Source organism: Bradyrhizobium sp. (genome assembly GCF_049798375.1).
Taxonomy (GTDB): Bacteria; Pseudomonadota; Alphaproteobacteria; order Rhizobiales; family Xanthobacteraceae; genus Bradyrhizobium.
The window spans coordinates 1-18,170 of the sequence record NZ_JBARGP010000508.1; the positions used below are offsets into that span (position 1 = coordinate 1).

General features: G+C 64.3%; 14 protein-coding genes. 7 read left to right on the forward strand and 7 right to left on the reverse strand.

Annotation, left to right across the window (positions count from 1 at the left end):
* The 3 genes from WA702_RS20710 to WA702_RS20720 form a co-directional block, all read right to left on the reverse strand.
* A partial coding sequence (locus WA702_RS20710) for an efflux RND transporter permease subunit (protein ID WP_425112412.1) occupies window positions 1-2,651 on the reverse strand: 2,651 nt, incomplete at its 3' end.
* A 6-nt stretch (window positions 2,652-2,657) separates the two neighbouring features.
* Window positions 2,658-3,851, reverse strand: a complete 1,194-nt coding sequence (locus WA702_RS20715) for an efflux RND transporter periplasmic adaptor subunit (protein WP_425112413.1) — start codon at window positions 3,849-3,851, stop codon at window positions 2,658-2,660.
* A gap of 421 nt (window positions 3,852-4,272) precedes the next feature.
* On the reverse strand, window positions 4,273-5,295 hold the full coding sequence (locus WA702_RS20720; RefSeq protein WP_425112414.1) for an SAM-dependent methyltransferase: 1,023 nt from the start codon (window positions 5,293-5,295) through the stop codon (window positions 4,273-4,275).
* 302 nt (window positions 5,296-5,597) lie between these two features.
* Here WA702_RS20720 and WA702_RS20725 point away from each other — a divergent pair, with 302 nt between their 5' ends.
* The 3 genes from WA702_RS20725 to WA702_RS20735 all read left to right on the forward strand — a co-directional run bounded on the left by WA702_RS20725 (window position 5,598) and on the right by WA702_RS20735 (window position 8,456).
* A complete protein-coding gene (locus tag WA702_RS20725; protein ID WP_425112415.1) occupies window positions 5,598-6,596 on the forward strand; it encodes a flagellar motor protein MotA in 999 nt (332 codons plus the stop codon).
* 263 nt (window positions 6,597-6,859) lie between these two features.
* A complete protein-coding gene (locus tag WA702_RS20730; RefSeq protein WP_425112416.1) occupies window positions 6,860-7,888 on the forward strand; it encodes a peptidoglycan -binding protein in 1,029 nt (342 codons plus the stop codon).
* A 118-nt stretch (window positions 7,889-8,006) separates the two neighbouring features.
* Window positions 8,007-8,456: a GNAT family N-acetyltransferase gene (locus tag WA702_RS20735; protein WP_425112427.1), complete on the forward strand. Its 450-nt coding sequence runs from the start codon at window positions 8,007-8,009 to the stop codon at window positions 8,454-8,456.
* Between the two features lie 260 nt (window positions 8,457-8,716).
* Here the strand turns inward: WA702_RS20735 and WA702_RS20740 are convergent, their stop codons facing one another.
* Window positions 8,717-8,917: a hypothetical protein gene (locus WA702_RS20740; RefSeq protein ID WP_425112418.1), complete on the reverse strand. Its 201-nt coding sequence runs from the start codon at window positions 8,915-8,917 to the stop codon at window positions 8,717-8,719.
* Between the two features lie 211 nt (window positions 8,918-9,128).
* Window positions 9,129-10,988 carry an ABC transporter transmembrane domain-containing protein gene (locus WA702_RS20745; RefSeq protein ID WP_425112419.1) on the reverse strand — a complete coding sequence of 620 codons (1,860 nt, stop codon included), beginning with the start codon at window positions 10,986-10,988 and terminating at the stop codon, window positions 9,129-9,131.
* A 181-nt stretch (window positions 10,989-11,169) separates the two neighbouring features.
* Between WA702_RS20745 and rpmE the strand changes: the two genes are divergently transcribed.
* A complete protein-coding gene (gene rpmE / locus WA702_RS20750; RefSeq protein ID WP_425112421.1) occupies window positions 11,170-11,397 on the forward strand; it encodes a 50S ribosomal protein L31 in 228 nt (75 codons plus the stop codon).
* A gap of 165 nt (window positions 11,398-11,562) precedes the next feature.
* On the opposite strand, the gene WA702_RS20755 is transcribed toward rpmE, so the two are convergent.
* Complete coding sequence (locus WA702_RS20755; protein ID WP_425112422.1) at window positions 11,563-12,075, reverse strand: DUF1465 family protein; 513 nt, start codon at window positions 12,073-12,075, stop codon at window positions 11,563-11,565.
* Between the two features lie 609 nt (window positions 12,076-12,684).
* Window positions 12,685-12,876, reverse strand: a complete 192-nt coding sequence (locus tag WA702_RS20760) for a DUF1192 domain-containing protein (protein WP_425112423.1) — start codon at window positions 12,874-12,876, stop codon at window positions 12,685-12,687.
* Between the two features lie 95 nt (window positions 12,877-12,971).
* Between WA702_RS20760 and WA702_RS20765 the strand changes: the two genes are divergently transcribed.
* From WA702_RS20765 to WA702_RS20775, 3 genes are all read left to right on the forward strand, one after another.
* Entirely contained in the window at window positions 12,972-13,970 is a 999-nt protein-coding gene (locus WA702_RS20765; protein WP_425112424.1) for an NAD(P)H-quinone oxidoreductase, read from the forward strand.
* A 156-nt stretch (window positions 13,971-14,126) separates the two neighbouring features.
* Window positions 14,127-17,003, forward strand: coding sequence for an EAL domain-containing protein (locus tag WA702_RS20770; protein WP_425112425.1), 2,877 nt, complete (start codon window positions 14,127-14,129; stop codon window positions 17,001-17,003).
* 282 nt (window positions 17,004-17,285) lie between these two features.
* A partial coding sequence (locus WA702_RS20775; protein ID WP_425112426.1) for a cache domain-containing protein occupies window positions 17,286-18,170 on the forward strand: 885 nt, incomplete at its 3' end.

Below are 18,170 nucleotides of genomic sequence, written 5' to 3' on the forward strand. Positions count from 1 at the left end.
GCCAGACACAGGAACACGACGAAGGCCGACAACGCCAGGAGAAACGGCGCCTGTGAGCCCGACAGCTTCTCCTGCAGCGACTGTCCCGCCCACTCATAGCCGAAGCCGCGCGGCAGCTTGCCGGCCAGCCGCTCCATCTCGGCGATCGCATCGCCCGAGGTGTAGCCGGCGCGGGCCTCACCGGAGATGCGCACCGCCGGATAGTAATTGAAGCCGGCGATCTGGGTCGGCCCCTTGGCCCACTCCACCGTGGCAAAGGACGAGAACGGCACCAGCTTGCCGGCGCTGTTCTTGACGCTGTAGTTCAGGATGTCGTCGGCATTCATGCGGCTGATGCGATCGGCCTGTACCACGACGCGCTGCATGCGGCCGCGGTTCGGGAAATCGTTGACGTAAGTCGAGCCGAGATTGGTCGAGATGGTGTTGTTGATGTCCTCGAAGGTGACACCGAAGGCGCCGGCCTTCTCGCGATCGATCGTCAGATTGACCTGCGGTCCCGGCGGCAGGCCCTCGATATAGACTTTCTGCAGCACCGGGCTCGCATTGGCCGCCGCGATCAACTGATCCGCCGCCGCCGACAGCGCCACAAAGCCCTTCTGTGCGCGGTCCTGCAGGCGGAACGAGAAGCCCGAGGAATTACCGAGATTGTCGATCGGCGGCGGCTGCAACGCGGTGATCTTGGCGTCGCGGATCGAACTGAGGTCACGGTTGATGTCGGCGACCAGCGCCGCGGCGCTGTCCTTTGGCGCGCGCTCCGACCAGTCCTCCAGCGAGATAAAGGCCTGCGCGGTGTTGATGCCCTGTCCTGCATAGGAAAAGCCCGTGAGGAAGGTGACGTTGTCGACGCCGGCGCGATCGGAAAGATATTTTTCGACGCGCTGGATCGCGGCCTGGGTGCGGGCATAGGAGGCATCCGGCGGCGTCTGCACGTCGGTCGTGATGAAGCCCTGGTCGTCGACCGGCAGGAAGCCGCCGGGCATGCGGATGAAAGCAAACGTCAGCCCGCCGAGCAGGACCGCATAGATCACCATCAGCCGCCCGGTGCGCTTCAGCGCGCCCTGCACGATCCGCGTGTAGCGGTTGCGGCTGAAGTCGATGGTGCGGTTGAACAGGCCGAACAGGCCACGCCTGGCATGGGCGTGCCCGGCCGCGACCGGCTTCAGCAGAGTTGCGCACAGCGCCGGTGTCAGCGACAGTGCCAGCAGTGCCGAGAAGCCGATCGCCGCCACCATGGTGACCGAGAACTGCCGGTAGATGATGCCGACCGAGCCCGGAAAGAACGCCATCGGCACGAACACCGCCATCAGCACCAAGGTGATGCCGATGATCGCGCTCGTGATCTGCGACATCGCCTTGCGGGTCGCTTCCTTGGGCGGCAGGCCTTCCTCGGCCATGATGCGCTCGACATTCTCGACCACGACGATGGCATCGTCGACGAGGATGCCGACCGCGAGCACCATGCCGAACATGGTCAACATGTTGATGGAGTAGCCGGCAAGCAGCAGCGTGGCGCTGGTCCCGAGCAGCGCCACCGGTACCACGATGGTCGGGATAATGGTGTAGCGAATGTTCTGCAGGAACAGGAACATCACCACGAACACCAGCACCACGGCCTCGATCAGGGTGTGGATCACCTTTTCGATCGAGGCTTCGACCACCGGCGTGATGTTGTAGGGAATGTCATAGGCGATGTTGGCCGGAAAGAAGCGCGACAACTCCTTCATCTTGGCTTCGACGGCGCTGGCGGTCGCCAGCGCATTGCCGGTCGGCGATAGCAGCACCGAAAGGCCGGCCACCGGCTTGCCGTTGAGGCGGGTGTTGAACTGATAGCTCAAGCCACCGATCTCGATGCGGGCGACATCGCGCAGCCGCACAGTCGAGCCGTCGGCATTGGCGCGCAGGATGATCGACCCGAACTCGTCCGGAGAATCGAGCTGGCCTTTCACCAGCACCAGCGCCGAGGTACGCTGACCTGACGTTGCGGGCTCGGCCCCAATGCTGCCCGATGCGACCTGCGCGTTCTGCGCGCCGATCGCCTTGGTGACGTCGTCGGCCGTGAGCCCATAGCCCATCAGCTTGTCGGGATCGAGCCAGACCCGCAGCGACCGCTCGGTCGAATACAGCGTGGCGCGGCCGACGCCGGGAATGCGGCGGATCTCCCCTAAGACGTTGCGAATCATGAAGTCGCCGAGGCCGACCTCATCGAGGCTGCCGTCGGTCGAGCGCAGGGTGATGATCTGCAGCACCGCGCTGGAGGCTTCCTCGACCAGGATGCCCTGCTGGATCACCGCACGCGGCAGCCGCGCCTCGACGCGCTTGAGACGGTTCTGCACCTCGACCGAGGCATCGTTGGTCGATGTGCCCGGCACGAAATTGGCCGTGATCTCGACCTGGCCCAGCGAGTCCGACGTCGATTCGAAATTGAGGATGCCGGAAGCGCCATTGAGCTCCTCCTCGATCAGCCGCGTGACGCTATTGTAGAGGTTCTCCGGCGACGCACCGGGATAGCTGGTCGAGATCGAGATCGAGGGCGGCGCGATGATCGGATATTGCGCGATCGGCAACAGCGGAATCGCGATCGCGCCGATCAGGCAGATGAACAGCGCGACCACCCAGGCGAAGATCGGCCTGTCGATGAAGAAGCTCGGCATGATCCTTTACCGCGTCGCCGATTGCGCGGAGAGGTTCTCAGCCGCGCTGATTTCCTGCCAGACCTGCGGCGCGACCTTGTCGCCGGCAGCGAATTTCTGGAAGCCGTCGACCACGACTTTGTCGCCGGCCTTCAGGCCCTCGGAGACCAAGGTCAGCCCGTCCTGCACCGGTCCGGTGCGGATCGGCTGTGCGACGGCGCGACTGTCGTTGCGCACCACATAGACCTCACTGCCGCCGGCAACGGTGCGCTGAACAGCCTGCTGCGGCACCGCGACCGAATCGCTGTCGATGCCCTGCTCGAGGCGGACACGCACATACATGCCGGGCAACAGTTCGTGCTTGGGATTGGTGAACTCGCCCCGCAGGGTGACCTGGCCGGTATTGGCATCGACCTTGGCTTCGGAAAACAACAGCTTGCCCGCAAGCGGATAGAGCGTGCCGTCATCGAGCACGAGATGCACCTTGATCGCGTCGGGTGCAATGCGCTCGAGGTCGCCGGATTCGAAGGCGCGGCGCAGCCTGGTGAGCTCCGTCACCGACTGGGTGAAGTCGGCATAGACCGGATCGAGCTGCTGGACGGTCACGAGGGAAGTGTCGTTCTGCACCGCCAGCGCGCCCTCGGTCACCTGCGCGGCGCCGACAATGCCGTCGATCGGCGCGCGCACGGTGGCGTAGTCGAGATTGAGGTTGGCGCGGGCGAGATCGGCCTTGCGCGCTTCGACGTCGGCCGCCGCTTCACGCTCGGCCGCAATCGCCTTCTCGTTCTCGACCTCCGATGTCGCCTTTTGGCCGAACAGCAGGCTGGTGCGGCGCGCCTGCTGGGCGGCGCGCTCATGCACGGCTTCGGCTTTCGCCAACGCCGCCCTGCTGGAGAGCACCTCGACCTCGAAGGGTTTGGGATCGATCTGATAGAGCGGATCACCAGCCTTGACCTCGCTGCCCTGCCGGAACAGCCGCTTCACCACGATGCCGGAGACGCGCGGCCGCACGTCGGCGACACGGGTCGGTGCGATCCGGCCCGGCAGCTCGCGGACGAGCGCGCGGGCCTGCTGCTCGACCGTGACGATGCCGACATCGGGAATGCTAATGGGGTCGGTCGAGGCCGTGGCGGTCTTGGCATCATCGCAGCCGGCGAGAAGCGGCGCGAGGCCCGCGAGCATCAAGGCAAGGCGGAGCGACGGCGCGCGAAAACGAGACATGGAAATGAAAGCCCCCGTGGTGGTGTTGAGCGTTGGCGTGGACAGCGCAACCGTGCTGAGAGGTTGCCGATGCGGCCAACATAGAAAGGCCCTGCTGCAACGCAACGCGAAGCGCGGCGGCTTGATGTCACAGAAGGCTATGCGGTTGAGCCGACTTTCATTTTTCAGGACTCACCGGATTGTGAGCAGCCTATGACCCGGCACGATTTGCCGCCTTCGGCCGCTAAGCGCGAATCGCCTGAGACACACCTGCGACATGAGCGCGCAGGTTATTTGGTCGCAGCTTATTAGATCATGCGATTACACAGAATCGCATCATGATCTAACTTCTTTGTTCGAGCATGATCTCCGCGCAAACGCCTTGCGTTTGTCGCGTGGGAAACCGGTTTTTACTTTTCCGGATCATGCTCCAGATGCGCAACTACACAGCCATCATCCGGTAATGGCTGACGCCCCATTCGTTGCCGCCGTCGAAGCCGGACAGGCCCGCGGTGGCGAGGAAGAACCAGCGCCAGCGCCGCATCCACAGATGCGTTTCGCCGCCGTAGATCGGCAGCAGGATCGCCTCGACCCGCTCACGGTGGGCATCGAAGTTCCCGAGCCAGTCCAGCGCGGTGCGCTGATAATGCGTGCCGCTCCAGCGCCACTCCTTTTCGACCGTGAGCAGGTCGCCATATTGGCGGATCAGGCCGTGGCTCGGCATCACGCGACCGTTGAAGAAATGCTGTGCGATCCAGTCGGCGCGGTCGAAGCGATCGAGCAGATAGGCGCCGGTGCGGTGCGCGAAGACATGCATGAAGAAGCGCCCCTCGGGAGCGAGCCACGCGCGGACCTGCGTCAGCAGCGCGCGCCAGTTCATGACATGCTCGAACATCTGCACCGAGACGATGCGGTCGAAGCGCGCCCTCGGTGCGAACAGGTTCATGTCCGAGGTGACGACCGACAGATTAGTCAGCCCGCGGGCGATGGCCTCGTCCTCGATGTAACGGCGCTGCAATTGCGAGTTAGAAACTGCCGTCACCTGCGCATGGGGAAACTGCCGCGCCATCCACAGGCACAGCGAGCCCCAGCCGCAGCCGAGCTCGAGGATCGACTGGCCGTCCTGCAGATCGGCATTGGCGACGGTCTGTCGCAATGCCTCCTCCTCTGCCTCCTGCAAGGTCGAGACCGGCTCCTTGTAGAAGCAGCAGGAATATTTCCGGTTCGGTCCGAGCACCTGGGCGAAGAACGCCGCCGGCAGCTCGGTATGCCGGCTGCCGGCATCGGCAGGCTCGGCCATCGGCCGCGACGCCAGCATCTCTGCGAATGCCGGGTCGTTTGCGGCGCCGGCGACGGCAAACCGGGCAGCCGTCCGCGCACAGAGCTCGCGGATCAGGGCACGGATCACGACGTCGGGCAGAGGAACGCGCTCGGCGGCGCCGATGACGGTCGAGGTCAAGCTCATGACAAGGCCCGCGCGACGTGACGGCGGTGGAGGGAAGGCGCCGGCGCGTAGCAGCGCCAGGGTGGTCGCACGGCTGCACCGATCGCCGGGGCGGCCGAGGACGAGGCAAACGTCATACAAATCCTCTGGTATTTCCACTCAACAAGGAGCGATTGCACGAGCTACGCTCTACAGCCAAGACTGGCTTCACCATATGGTTCCGTTTTATGCCCCCCGAAATTAGCGGCTTGCGGCTTTTTTCCCGCCACCGCTGTGCCATAGTGAGGCTTAAGACGGTTCTCCCGTAACGGATGTCAGCCCCGATGCCCCAGCCTCCCTCCCACCGCGCCGCGATGGACGTGGAATTGAGCAAGCTGTCCTCGCCCCGGATCTTCCTGATCCGGATGCTGGTGTTCCTGGTGCTGTGCGGGCTGGTCGGGGTCGTGCTCTACAAGCAGATCACCCAGGCCTTCTTCGCCAATCCGGGCCTGAACGCGTTGATCGGCGCGGTGATGTTCATCGGCACCATCCTGTCGTTCCGGCAGGTGATCCGGCTCTATCCCGAGGTCTCCTGGGTCAACAATTTCCGCATCGCCGATCCCGGCCTTGCGGTCGCGCGGCATCCGAAACTACTGGCGCCGATGGCCGCCATCCTCGGCGGCGAGCGCACCGGGCGGATGTCGATCTCGCAGCAGACCATGCGGCACCTGCTCGACTCCATCGCCACGCGCCTCGACGAAGCGCGCGACATCTCGCGCTACATGACCGGGCTGCTGGTCTTTCTCGGCCTGCTCGGCACCTTCTGGGGTCTGATCGAGACGGTCGGCTCGGTCGGCAAGGTGATCGAGGGGCTGAAGGTCGGCGGTGATGCCGGCGCATTGTTCGACACGCTGAAGGGGGGTCTGGCCGCCCCGCTTGGCGGCATGGGCATCTCGTTCTCGTCCTCGCTGTTCGGTCTCGCCGGCTCCTTGATCCTCGGCTTCCTCGACCTGCAGTCGAGCCAGGCGCAGAACCGCTTCTACACTGACCTGGAAGACTGGCTCGCCACCACGGTGCGCGAATATGGTGGCGACGGCGTCGGCACCGGCGGCGGTGGCGAGCTTGCGGTCGCGATCGAGCGGCTGCGCAGCGCAGTCGAGGAAGGCTCGAACCGCGGCGCGACCGCGGCGATGGCCAATCTTGCCGAAGCGATCCAGGGCCTGGTCGGCCATATGCGCACCGAGCAGCAGATGATCCGCGAATGGGCCGACGGCCAGGGCGAGCAGAGCCGCGAGATCAAGCGGCTGCTGGAGCGACTGGCACGGCAGACGGAGAAGAGTTAGGGCGCCGGACGATCCCTTGGTGACGGTTCGGCACGGAAGGTCTTACCCTCTCCCCTCGTGGGAGAGGGTGCCTTGCGCAGCGAGGCGGGTGAGGGGTCTCTCTCCACATGCACGGCTGGTCGAGAGAGACCCCTCACCCGGCTCAATCTCGCTTCGCGAGCTTGATCCATCCTCTCCCCCAAGGGGAGAGGGTCCAGAGTTCGCGGATGACGCTTCGGTACCATCAAGCATCATTCGCTGGCTGATATTTCGAGGAGTTTGAAATGGCCCTTGCCCGTGCCCGCCGCAGTGACCCCGGCATGAACTACTGGCCGGGCTTCGTCGACGCGCTGTCGACGCTGGTGCTTTCGGTCATATTTCTGCTCACCGTGTTCCTGGTGGTGCAGTTCTTCCTGTCGCAGGAGGTGACCGGCAAGGACAAGGCGCTGGAGCAGCTCAACGCCAAGATCGCCCAGCTCAACGAGATGCTGTCCCTGGAGAAGCTCAGCAAGCTCTCGCTCGACGACCAGCTCGGCCAGCTCCGTGCCGGCCTCGCCTCGGCCGAATCAGAGCGTGACCGCGTCAAAGGCCTCTACGAAGGCCTCGCCAATGCCGGCAACGACGCCGCCGGCCGCACCAACGAGCTCAACAAGGCGCTGGATTCCGAGAAGGGCGTCTCGGCGCGCGCGCTGGCGCAGATCGAGGTCCTCAACCAGCAGATCAGCGCGCTGCGCCGCCAGCTCGCGGCGCTGGAGGATGCGCTCGATGCCTCCGAGAAGCGCGACAAGGAATCGCAAAATCGCATTGCCGATCTCGGTTCGCGCCTCAACGTCGCGCTGGCGCAGCGGGTGCAGGAATTGTCGCGCTACCGCTCCGAATTCTTCGGCCGTCTGCGCGCCATTCTCGGCAACCGGCCTGATATCCGCGTGGTCGGCGACCGCTTCGTGTTCCAGTCGGAAGTGTTCTTCGACACCGGACAGGCGACCCTGCTGCCTGAAGGCCAGAATGAACTGAACACGGTGGCGCAGGCTCTGATCGATCTCGACAAGCAGATCCCGGCCGAGATCGCCTGGGTGCTGCGTGTCGACGGCCACACCGACGTGCGTCCGATCAACAGCCCGGTGTTCAAGTCGAACTGGGAATTGTCCTCAGCGCGCGCGATCTCGGTGGTACAATATCTGATCACGCTCGGCGTGCCGCCGCAGCGTCTGGTCGCAGCCGGCTTTGCCGAATTCCAGCCACTCGACCCCGGCAATACGGAAGAGGCCTACAAGCGCAACCGCCGCATCGAGCTGAAGCTGACGGAACGGTGACGACGATAGCGCAACTCTCGCCATCGTCATGCCCGGCCTTGTGCCGGGCATCCACGCCGATCAGCGCGGCCAACAGGTCGTGGATGGCCGGGACAAGCCCGGCCATGACGGAGAGAGCGTGACGGCTGGCTTCACACTGCGCGACTACCACCCGCCCGACGAGGACGCCGCGATCGCGCTGTGGCAGCGCACCTGGCAAGAGGCCTATCCGTCGATCGATTTCGCCGCGCGTGTCGACTGGTGGCGTTCGCGCTGGCGCGACGAGCTAGTACCAAGCGCCGATATCATCGTCGCCGAACAGGACGGCGTGGTTGCGGGCTTCGTCACCATCGATGCAGCGGGCTATCTCGACCAGCTCGTGGTCGACAGCACGCATTGGGGCTCACAGCTCGCGACGCAACTGGTCGACGCAGCCAAGCGGCGCTCGCCCGCTGGCATCACGCTGCTGGTCAACAAGGATAACAATCGCGCCATCCGCTTCTATCTGCGCAACGGCTTCAAGCACGCCGGCGAGGACGTCAATCCGACCTCCGGCCGGCCGGTGCTGAAAATGGCGTGGGTGCCGTAGCGACCCGTCCTCGAAGAACGAGAAGGCGATTGCGTCGCATACCCACCGCTGTCGTCCCGGACAACCGAGCGCAGCGAGGGCGATCCGGGATCCATAACCCCAGAAGCCTGTTTTGCGAAAATTGGAGCTCCAGCTCGCTTCAATTAGTGGCAACGGTGGTTATGGGTCTCGGCTTTCGCCGGGACGACGGCGAGTGTGTCGAGGCGACAACGATCCACGCCGGCACCGAACTACGCGGCTCCGAACTACGCTGCACCGAACTAAATGCCGCGAAACAGCACGCCGATCGTCAGCACGACAAAAGCGATCGCGAGCGCATCGAAGGTGTGCGACGAAGCCAGTAGCGGTACCGTGGCGTGCGTATAATGCGCGAGCATCGCGAACAATGCGAGCACCAGCGCAATCACGAAGATCATCACTGACGGCGGCGTGAGGGCAAAACTTCCGCGACGATAGGGCATGGTCGTTCATCCTGGCTATGCGTCGCGGCCTACAGTGCCACGCCGCAGGTTCGCGCAGGGAACGAATGAATCCCGGGAAAGGTTGCAGGGCCGTCGAGGAGAATTCGCGATGTTGCCGCGCATCAACGCCAGTGATGTTGCCGCAGATCAACGCTGGTGTTGCCGGACGTCCACGCTGTTGCTGTCAAGCATCAGGGATGCGTCGCACCAACTACACGCCCTCGAACTGCAGCCGCGCCAGCCGCGCGTAGAGCCCGTTGGCCGCAACCAGCGAGGCGTGCGTGCCCTGCTCGACAATGCGGCCCTGCTCCATCACCAGGATGCGATCGCACGACAGCACCGTGGCGAGGCGATGCGCGATCACCAGCGTGGTGCGATTCTGCATCAATCCTTCGAGCGCGGTCTGCACCAACGTCTCGCTTTCGGCATCGAGCGCCGATGTAGCCTCGTCCAGCAGCAACAATGGCGCGTCGCGCAGGATCGCACGCGCGATCGCGATGCGCTGGCGCTGGCCGCCCGATAAGGTCACGCCGCGCTCGCCGAGCTGCGCCTCAAATCGGTCCGGCATGCGGCGAATGAATTCGGTCGCGTGCGCCAGATCGGCCGCGCGCTCGACCTCGGCGTCAGATGCCTCGGGCCGGCCGAAGCGGATGTTCTCCCGCGCGCTGGTCGCGAACACCACCGAATCCTGCGGCACCAGCGCGATGTGGGCACGCACGCTGCGGGGATCGGCCGTCTTGATCGGCACGCCATCGAACGAGATCGTGCCGGACTTTGCATCGTAGAAGCGCAACAGGAGATGAAACAGCGTGCTCTTGCCGGCACCTGAGGGTCCTACGATCGCGACCTTCTCGCCGGCCTTGATTGCGAACGAGATGTCATGGAGCGCCGAGACGTCCGGACGCGTCGGATAGGCGAAGCTGACGTGGTCGAAGCCGATGTCGCCGCGCGCCGGCTGCGGCAGCGCGCGCGGGCTCGCGGGTGCCGCGATCTCCGGTCGAACATTCAGGATCTCGAACAGCCGCTCGGCCGCACCCGAGGCCGCGGACACCTCGCCCCAGACCTCCGAGAGCTGGCCAAGGCCGGATGCCGCAAACGCGGCATAGAGCACGAACTGGCCGAGCCGGCCGGCGCTGATGGTGCCGGCAAGCACGTCGTTGGAGCCGATCCAGAGGATCGCGACCACACTGGAGAAGACGATGAAGATGATGATCGCGGTCAGCACCGCGCGTGCCTGCGTCGACACCCGCGCCGCCTGATAGGCCTGCTCGACCTCCTCACCGAAGCGCGCGCCTGCGAGCCGCTCGCTGGTATAGGCCTGAACGGTGCGCATGGCACCGACCAGCTCGGCTGCATAGGCAGACGCATCCGCCAGCGTGTCCTGCGCATTGCGCGACAGCCGCCGCACCCAGCGGCCGAACGCCACCAGCGGCAGCACGATCAGCGGAATCGCCAGCAGCACGAAGCCCGACAACTTCGGACTCGTGAACACCATCATTGCGGTGGCGCCGAAGAACAGCAGCAGGTTGCGGAGCGCGATCGAGACCGAGGCGCCGGCCGCCGACTTGATCTGGGTGGTGTCGGCCGTGAGCCGCGACACCAACTCGCCGCTGCGGGCGGAATCGAAGAAGGACGACGATAGCGACAGCAGATGCGCGAACACATCGCGCCTGAGATCGGCGACGATGCGCTCGCCGATGGTCATGACCAAATAGTAGCGCGAGGCGCTGGCGAGCGCGAGCACGGCGACCACGGCAATCATCACGCCGAAATAGCTGTTGATCATCGCAATGCCTTTCGGCGTGAAGCCGAAATCGATCATCCGCCTGACGGCGATCGGCACCACCAGGGTCGTGATCGCCGCCACCGTCAGTGAGATCAGCGCCAGGATCGCCCGCCCGCGATAGCGCGCGACGTAAGGCGATAACGCCAGCAGCGGCCGCAGCTTCGCAGCGCGCGCAGGCTTGCCGTCTCCAGCCAGTGCCTCGGCGGCGACGACGGCATCGATCACCGGATTGCCCTCGTCCAGGCTCTGATCCTGCCGCGCTTCAAGCCGTTCGACTGCACTCATAAGGGCACCTGAGATTGCTTCTCACTGACCGTCCACATAGGCCCGGCGCGGGGGGCTGGCAAATCCGGAAACATACCAATGGGGTCGGCTTGTTTTAGGCGGCTCCTTGCATTATAGAGCGCTCCAATTGTCCCCATTCAGCGATGACAGGAACAGGCGCCCGGCGCCTATTGGATATGCCATGAAGAGCGAAATTCATCCGAATTATCATACGATTACCGTCGTGATGACCGACGGCACCGAATACCAGACCCGTTCGACCTGGGGCAAGGAGGGTGACAAGCTCAACCTCGATATCGACCCGAAGTCGCACCCGGCCTGGACCGGCGGCACCCAGCAGCTCATGGATCGCGGCGGCCGCGTCTCCCGCTTCCAGAAGAAGTTCCAGGGCTTCCTCAAGAAGGATTGATCCCTCCTCGGATCGATACGCCCCGCTTGCTCTGCGCATGAATGCAAAACGCCCCCGTCTCCGGGGGCGTTTTTTTGTTGAGGCGCGTCTGAATGGAAGATCCGTTACTGGAAGGCCTGCTTGGAACGGCTCGGCCGATGGCCGAGCCGGCTCACTCAATTCGCCTTAGCCTTCGAACGCCGCCTTGAGGCGATTGAGCTGCGGCACCAGCGGGTTGCCGATGGTGGCTTGATCCGGCGGCGGCGCGTGCATGGTAATGTCGAGCCGGCGGACGCGGGTCTGCAGGCTCATCGAACGCGTGATCAGGTCCTGGAGCTGCTGCGGCAGCTTCTCGAGCAGGTCAACCGGGCCAGGATCGGCGGCCGACAGCTTGACCTTGGTCTTCTCGCGGTTGGCCTGGGTCAGCGTCATCTCGCCTTCCTTGACGGCGCGGTGCAGCAGCAGCCAGGAGGCGAGTTGCATCAAACGGGTGGTCAGGCGCATGCTCTCGGTCGCATAGGTCAGACCGATAGCGCGGTCGAGCGCCTTGGCCTCGGTGCGGCCGATGCCGTCGAGATAGGCCGCGGTCTCCTCGACCAGGTCCATGCCCTCTCGAAACAGCGTGCCGAATGCGGCGGAATTGGTGAGACGCTCATTGAACTGGACAAGAGCGCCATCGCCCAGCAAACGGTCCGACATGCTTAACGCCTCTTACGCGACTGTTACGGTGTCCGGCTTACGTCGCCGGTATGATGAACAAATCATTGCGCGGGAGCTTCCGAGAGTCCAGCAGCAAGACCTAATATGGTTTCCGAGAGATGCGGTGCGTGTCATTTGTACCGCGCACACGCTCGGCGCTACACCGGACTTCCACGGAGAACGTAAAAATTGCGCTGCCGAGAACGCAAAAAAGAGCCGCCCACGAAGGGCGGCTTTTGAAGTTGATAACAGGGAGGCGTCAAACAGAGTGGACAGGAGCCACTCGGTGTCCAAACGAGGACAACGCCGGTTATAAAGGCGAAAGCTTAATCGACCGTAAACATCCGGATTTTTTCAGGCTTCGTTAGCCATGTCGGCCATTGGCCGAGGGATTTTGCTAACCATCCCGACTTACGACTTGAAGATGCTGTTCGTTTCCGGCCGTCATTCCCCGCGAAGGCGGGGAATCCAGTAGGCCGCGGCTTCACGGTTGAACCCACCCGTCTCTGGAATACTGGATCGTCCGCCGGAGCCTGTCATCCGGCCGGGCGAAAGGCCGGACCGGGTGGCGGACGATGACACCGATACCTGAGGCATGCGCCCTCAGCCTTAAGACTTGAAGAAACTGTCCGCCGCGCTGCGCGAGGCGCGCTTTTTGGCAGAAGCCGCCTCCAGCCGGTCGATCTCGCCGCGCAGCAGCGCGATCCGTGCGGTCAGTTCCTCGACCGACAGCAGCGACAGGTCCTGCCCGATCTCATGCGCCGTGGCTTTCCGCGGCCGGTCCTCGTCCTCATTCGCCATCGTGATGATCTCCACCACCCACATGGTTGCCAGCGGCAAGTCGGCTGGCTAAGCAGCTTGCCAGCCTTGCCCCTGCGTTCCCGGAAGGACAAATCATGGAAAAGCTGCCCGCGCAAATGACCGTGGTGGGTATCAGCAAGCCCGGTGGACCGGAGGTGCTGATTCCCGAGACCAGGCCGGTGCCGGCGCCCGGTCCGGGCGAGATCCTGATCAAGGTCGAGGCGGCCGGCGTCAACCGGCCCGACGTCGCGCAGCGCTCCGGCTCCTACCCGCCGCCGCCCGGCGCCAGCGACCTGCCGGGTCTCGAGATCGCAGGCGAAGTAGTCGCGCTTGGCACGGGCGCAACGCGGCACAAACTGGGCGACAAGGTGATGTCGCTGGTCGCCGGCGGCGGCTATGCTCAATATTGCCTCGCCCAGGATGCCCAGGCGATGACGGTGCCCCCGGCTTTGTCGATGCTGGAAGCCGGCGCGATGGCCGAAACGCTGATGACGGTCTGGCACAATGTGTTCGAGCGCGGCGGCCTCAAGAGTGGCGAGACCCTGCTGATCCATGGCGGCTCCTCCGGGATCGGCACCATGGCGATCCAGCTCGCCAAGGCGTTCGGCGCCAAGGTGCTGGTCACGGTCGGCAGCCAGGACAAAGCGGATGCCTGCCTGAAGCTCGGCGCCGATCACGCCATCAACTACAAGAACGAGGATTTCGTCGAGAAGACCAAGGCGGCAACCGGCGGCCATGGCGCCGACGTCATCCTCGACATGGTCGGCGGCAGCTACATCGAGAAGAATTACGACGCCGCGGCGCTCGACGGCCGCATCGTCCAGATCGCCTTCCTCGGTGGCCCGAAGGCGAGCCTCAACTTCACCAAGCTGATGGTGAAGCGGCTGACCCATACCGGCTCGACCTTGCGCCCGCGCAGCAATGCCGACAAGGCCGCAATGGTGGCGGCGATCGAGGTCAAGGTGATGCCGCTGATTCGCGACGGCCGCATCAAGCCGCTGATGGATTCGAGCTTTCCGCTCGAGAAGGCGTCGGAAGCGCATGCGCGCATGGAGACCAGCGCACATATTGGCAAAATTGTGTTGAAGGTCTAGCGCGCCACGCACCGGAAAGTGGCAGGAAACCCTTTGATTTTCCTCACTTTCGTGGCAATGATCGCGGCATCCTATTCGCAGCGGCGCAGGGCCTTCGGATGCGGCCTTCTGTTTGACTTCTCGCTGGTGTTTGGCGTCGAACGCGGAGATTTGACATTGCGTCTGATCAGGTGCCTCGCGGCGCTTGCGCTGGGCCTCATGCCGTTCGTTGTCGCGGCGCCGGCGCATGCGGTCGACGCGGTCAGCGTCCGCAGCGATGCGCCCGCCATCGACCTCACCGGAATCCTCGAGCACCAGCACAGCGACGGCGACCGCATCCAGGTTTCCACCGCGCCCAGCAATGACGGCATCGTTCGCCGCATCGAGGTGCGCGCCCGCGAGGGCGGCCAGAACTGGGTGGTGTTTGCACTTGCCAACAACACCGATGACCAGCTCGACCGCCTGATCGTCGCTCCGCATTATCGCATGGTCGGCTCCGGCGTGTTCTGGCCCGACCTCGGCCTCTCCCGCATCGCCACCGTCACGCCCTCGGTCGGCGATCTGCCGGAGCGGCAGGAGAGCCCGACCGCCGACGTGTTCCGCGTCACGCTCGATCCCGGCGCGGTCGTCACCTTCGTCGCCGAACTACGCACCGACAAGCTGCCGCAGCTCTATCTCTGGGAGCCCGAGGCCTACAAAGACAAGGTCAACTCGTTCACGCTCTACCAGGGCATCGTGATCGGCATCTCCGGGCTCTTGGCCCTCGTGCTAACGATCCTGTTCGTGGTCAAGGGCAGCATCATGTTCCCGGCCGCGGCCGCGCTGGCCTGGGCCGTGCTGGTCTATATCGGCGTCGATTTCGGCTTCTGGGGCAAGGTGCTGGACATGTCGAACAACGCCGAGCGCGTCTGGCGCGCCGGCGGCGAGGCGATCCTCGCAGCGACGCTGCTGGTGTTCCTGTTCGCCTATTTGAACCTGAGCCGCTGGCATGTGCGCTATTCCCACATCACGCTGGGCTGGCTGTTCTTCTTAGGGTCCCTGGTCGCGGTTGCGCTGTTCGATCCCGCGGTGGCCTCCGGCGTGGCGCGGATGTCGCTGCTGCTGATCGCAGTCTTGGGCTTCGGCCTGATCGTCTACCTCTCATCGCACGGTTTCGACCGCGCGGTGTTGCTGATCCCGACCTGGTTCCTACTGGTGGTCTGGGTGGTTGCCGCCGGTATGACGGTGTCTGGCGAGGTCACCAACGACATCGTCGGCCCGGCGATGCTCGGCGGCCTGGTGCTGATCGTGATGCTGATCGGCTTTACGGTCATGCAGCACGCCTTCGCCGGCGGCGGCGCCACCACCGGCATCGTGTCCGATGTCGAGCGGCGCGCGCTGGCGCTGACCGGCTCGGGCGACCTGATTTGGGACTGGGACGTCTCGGCCGACAAGGTGTTCACCAGCCCCGAGACCGAGCATCTGCTCGGCCTGAAGCGCGGCGCGCTGGAAGGGCCGGCGGCGAAATGGCTCGAAGTGCTGCATCCGCTCGACCAGGACCGCTTCCGCGCCGCGCTCGACAGTGTGCTCGACCAGCGCCGCGGCCGGCTGGTGCAGGATTTTCGCCTGCGCACGCCGGATGGCCACTTCATGTGGTTCGCATTGAAGGCGCGGCCCGTGGTCGGCTCCGACGGCGAAGTCTCGCGCGTGGTCGGCACGCTCACCGACGTGACGGAATTCAAGAATGCGGAGGAGCGCCTGCTCCACGATTCCGTGCATGACAATCTGACCGGCCTGCCCAACCGCAAGCTATTCATCGACCGTCTCGCTGCAGTCGCCAATTTCGCCAAGTCGATGCCGAACCTGCGGCCGACCTTGATGGTGATCGATCTCGACCGCTTCAAGCAGGTCAATGATTCCGTCGGCATCGCGGTCGGCGATTCCATCCTGCTCACGCTCGCGCGCCGGCTGACCCGCATCCTGAAGCCGCAGGATACCTTGGCGCGGCTGGCGGGCGACCAGTTCGGCCTGATCCTGCTGTCCGAGCAGGACCCGGCACGCATCACCGCCTTTGCCGAAACCATCCGCAAGACCATCCGCGCGCCGATCGCCTTCAACGAGCGCGAGATCTTCCTCACCGCCTCGATCGGGCTTGCACTCTCCGATCCGCAGACGCAGCTGTCGGAGGACATCATCAAGGATGCCGAGCTTGCGATGTATCACTCCAAGCGGATCGGTGGCGACCGCATCGACGTCTACAAGCCGGCGATGCGCGCGCGCAAGAACGACCGCCTGACCTTGGAGAGCGAGCTGCGCCGCTCGATCGAGCGGCAGGAGATCACCATCCTCTATCAACCGATCGTGCGGCTGGAAGACCGCTCGATCGCCGGCTTCGAGGCGCTGGCGCGCTGGGACCATCCAAAACTAGGGCGGATGTCGCCGATCGAGTTCATCACCATCGCCGAGGAGATCGGGCTGATCGTCGACCTCGGCACCTTCGTGCTCGACCAGACCGCGCGGCAGCTCTCGGTCTGGCAGCGCGCAATGCGCTCGCGCGAGCCAATCTTCGCCAGCGTCAACGTCTCCTCGCGCCAGCTGTTGCGCCACGATTTGATCCACGACATCCGCTCGGTGCTGGCGCGCTCGTCGGTGGCGCGCGGCTCGCTGAAGCTTGAACTGACCGAGTCGCTTGTGATGGAGAACCCCGAGCACGCAGCGCAGATGCTGACCCGCATCCGCGAGCTTGGCGTCGGGCTCTCGATCGACGATTTCGGCACCGGCCATTCGTCGCTCGCCTACCTGCAGCGCTTCCCGTTCGACACCTTGAAGATCGATCAGTCCTTCGTCCGCACCACCACGCGCGGCACCCGCCCCGTGATCCTGAAATCGATCATCGCGCTCGCGCATGATCTCGGCATGGACGTGGTCGCGGAAGGCGCCGAGACGGATTCGGATGCTGTCGAGCTCTACCAGCTCGGCTGCGAATACGCCCAGGGCTTCGCCTTCGGCGAGCCGATGGACGCCGACGCCGCGATGCGACTGCTGACGGAAGAGCGGCTGGAAGCGGCGAGCTGAGCCGCTGTAGTCTGCATGAGCGAGCGCAGCGAGATGCAGGGGTGAGCCGGTCAATCGGATAAAGCTGACGCTCATCCGCCCTACGGGACTGCATGCGCTCAAGCCCAGCGGCCATTGTTCCCCCGCAGGCCTGTAGAACTACGGAGCATTGCGATCGATGCCGCACAGTGCTACCAGCAACATTGATCGTATCTTCCCTGGTCACGTCGCGCTTAACACGGTGTCAATACGCGAGCCGCTAGAACTATCCGAAACGACAACTTCCTCGTTCTGGATATTGGCATGGCCCGCCCGCGACTTTCCCTCGCCCTCCGCATCTACGCCATCATCGGCCTCAGCTTCTGCGGGTTGATCGGGCTTGCTGTCATGCAGGCGCAAAATATGGCCCACGCACTGACGGAGCAGCGGGAGAACGAGCTAAACCATCTCACGCAGGCAGCCGTCAGCATTGCCAAAGAGGAATATGAAACGATCGCGCGCGACAAGGTCTTGCCCGAGCTGGCGCAGAAGAAGGCGGCCGAGCGGATCGGCAAGCTGCGCTATGGCAACGGCGATTACTTCTGGATCAACGATCTCACGCCACGGATGGTCATGCATCCGGTGAAGCCCGAGATGAACGGCCAGAGCCTTGGCGACAACAAGGATCCGACCGGCAAGCTGCTGTTCGTCGAGATGGTCGATATCGTGAAGCAAAAAGGCGGCGGCGTGGTCGAATATCAATGGCCCAAGCCCGGAAAGGAGGCGCCGCAGCCGAAGCTTTCCTATGTCACGGGTTTCGCGCCTTGGGGATGGGTGATCGGCACCGGCGTCTATGTCGACGACCTGCAGGCACAGCTCTGGGAGAGCAAGCGCAGCGTGCTGATCTCGGCGCTCGTCATCATCGCCGTGCTCGGCGCCATCACGCTCTTGATCGCGAGCCGGATGTCATCGGCGCTCGCCGCCATGAGCAAGGCGCTCAACCAGCTTGGCGCCGGCGAGTTCGACATCACCCTGCCGGGCCTGGCACGCAGCGACGAGCTCGGCGATATGGCGCGCTCGATCGAGCAGTTCAAGCACAAGACCGAGGAGAAGGTCCGCGACGCGGCGGCGCTCGAGGATGACCAGCGGCAGATGGCCGAGCGCATCAAGCACGAGGCGCTGCAGCAGCTGGCCGAAGCGGTCGAACAT

Bases quoted from the DNA above. Each gene is read 5' to 3' on its own strand.
- WA702_RS20715 (WP_425112413.1), bottom strand. From the start codon at position 3,851: ATGTCTCGTTTTCGCGCGCCGTCGCTCCGCCTTGCCTTGATGCTCGCG.
- WA702_RS20720 (WP_425112414.1), bottom strand. From the start codon at position 5,295: ATGAGCTTGACCTCGACCGTCATCGGCGCCGCCGAGCGCGTTCCTCTG.
- WA702_RS20725 (WP_425112415.1), top strand. From the start codon at position 5,598: ATGCCCCAGCCTCCCTCCCACCGCGCCGCGATGGACGTGGAATTGAGC.
- WA702_RS20730 (WP_425112416.1), top strand. From the start codon at position 6,860: ATGGCCCTTGCCCGTGCCCGCCGCAGTGACCCCGGCATGAACTACTGG.
- WA702_RS20740 (WP_425112418.1), bottom strand. From the start codon at position 8,917: ATGCCCTATCGTCGCGGAAGTTTTGCCCTCACGCCGCCGTCAGTGATG.
- WA702_RS20745 (WP_425112419.1), bottom strand. From the start codon at position 10,988: ATGAGTGCAGTCGAACGGCTTGAAGCGCGGCAGGATCAGAGCCTGGAC.
- rpmE (WP_425112421.1), top strand. From the start codon at position 11,170: ATGAAGAGCGAAATTCATCCGAATTATCATACGATTACCGTCGTGATG.
- WA702_RS20755 (WP_425112422.1), bottom strand. From the start codon at position 12,075: ATGTCGGACCGTTTGCTGGGCGATGGCGCTCTTGTCCAGTTCAATGAG.
- WA702_RS20760 (WP_425112423.1), bottom strand. From the start codon at position 12,876: ATGGCGAATGAGGACGAGGACCGGCCGCGGAAAGCCACGGCGCATGAG.
- WA702_RS20765 (WP_425112424.1), top strand. From the start codon at position 12,972: ATGGAAAAGCTGCCCGCGCAAATGACCGTGGTGGGTATCAGCAAGCCC.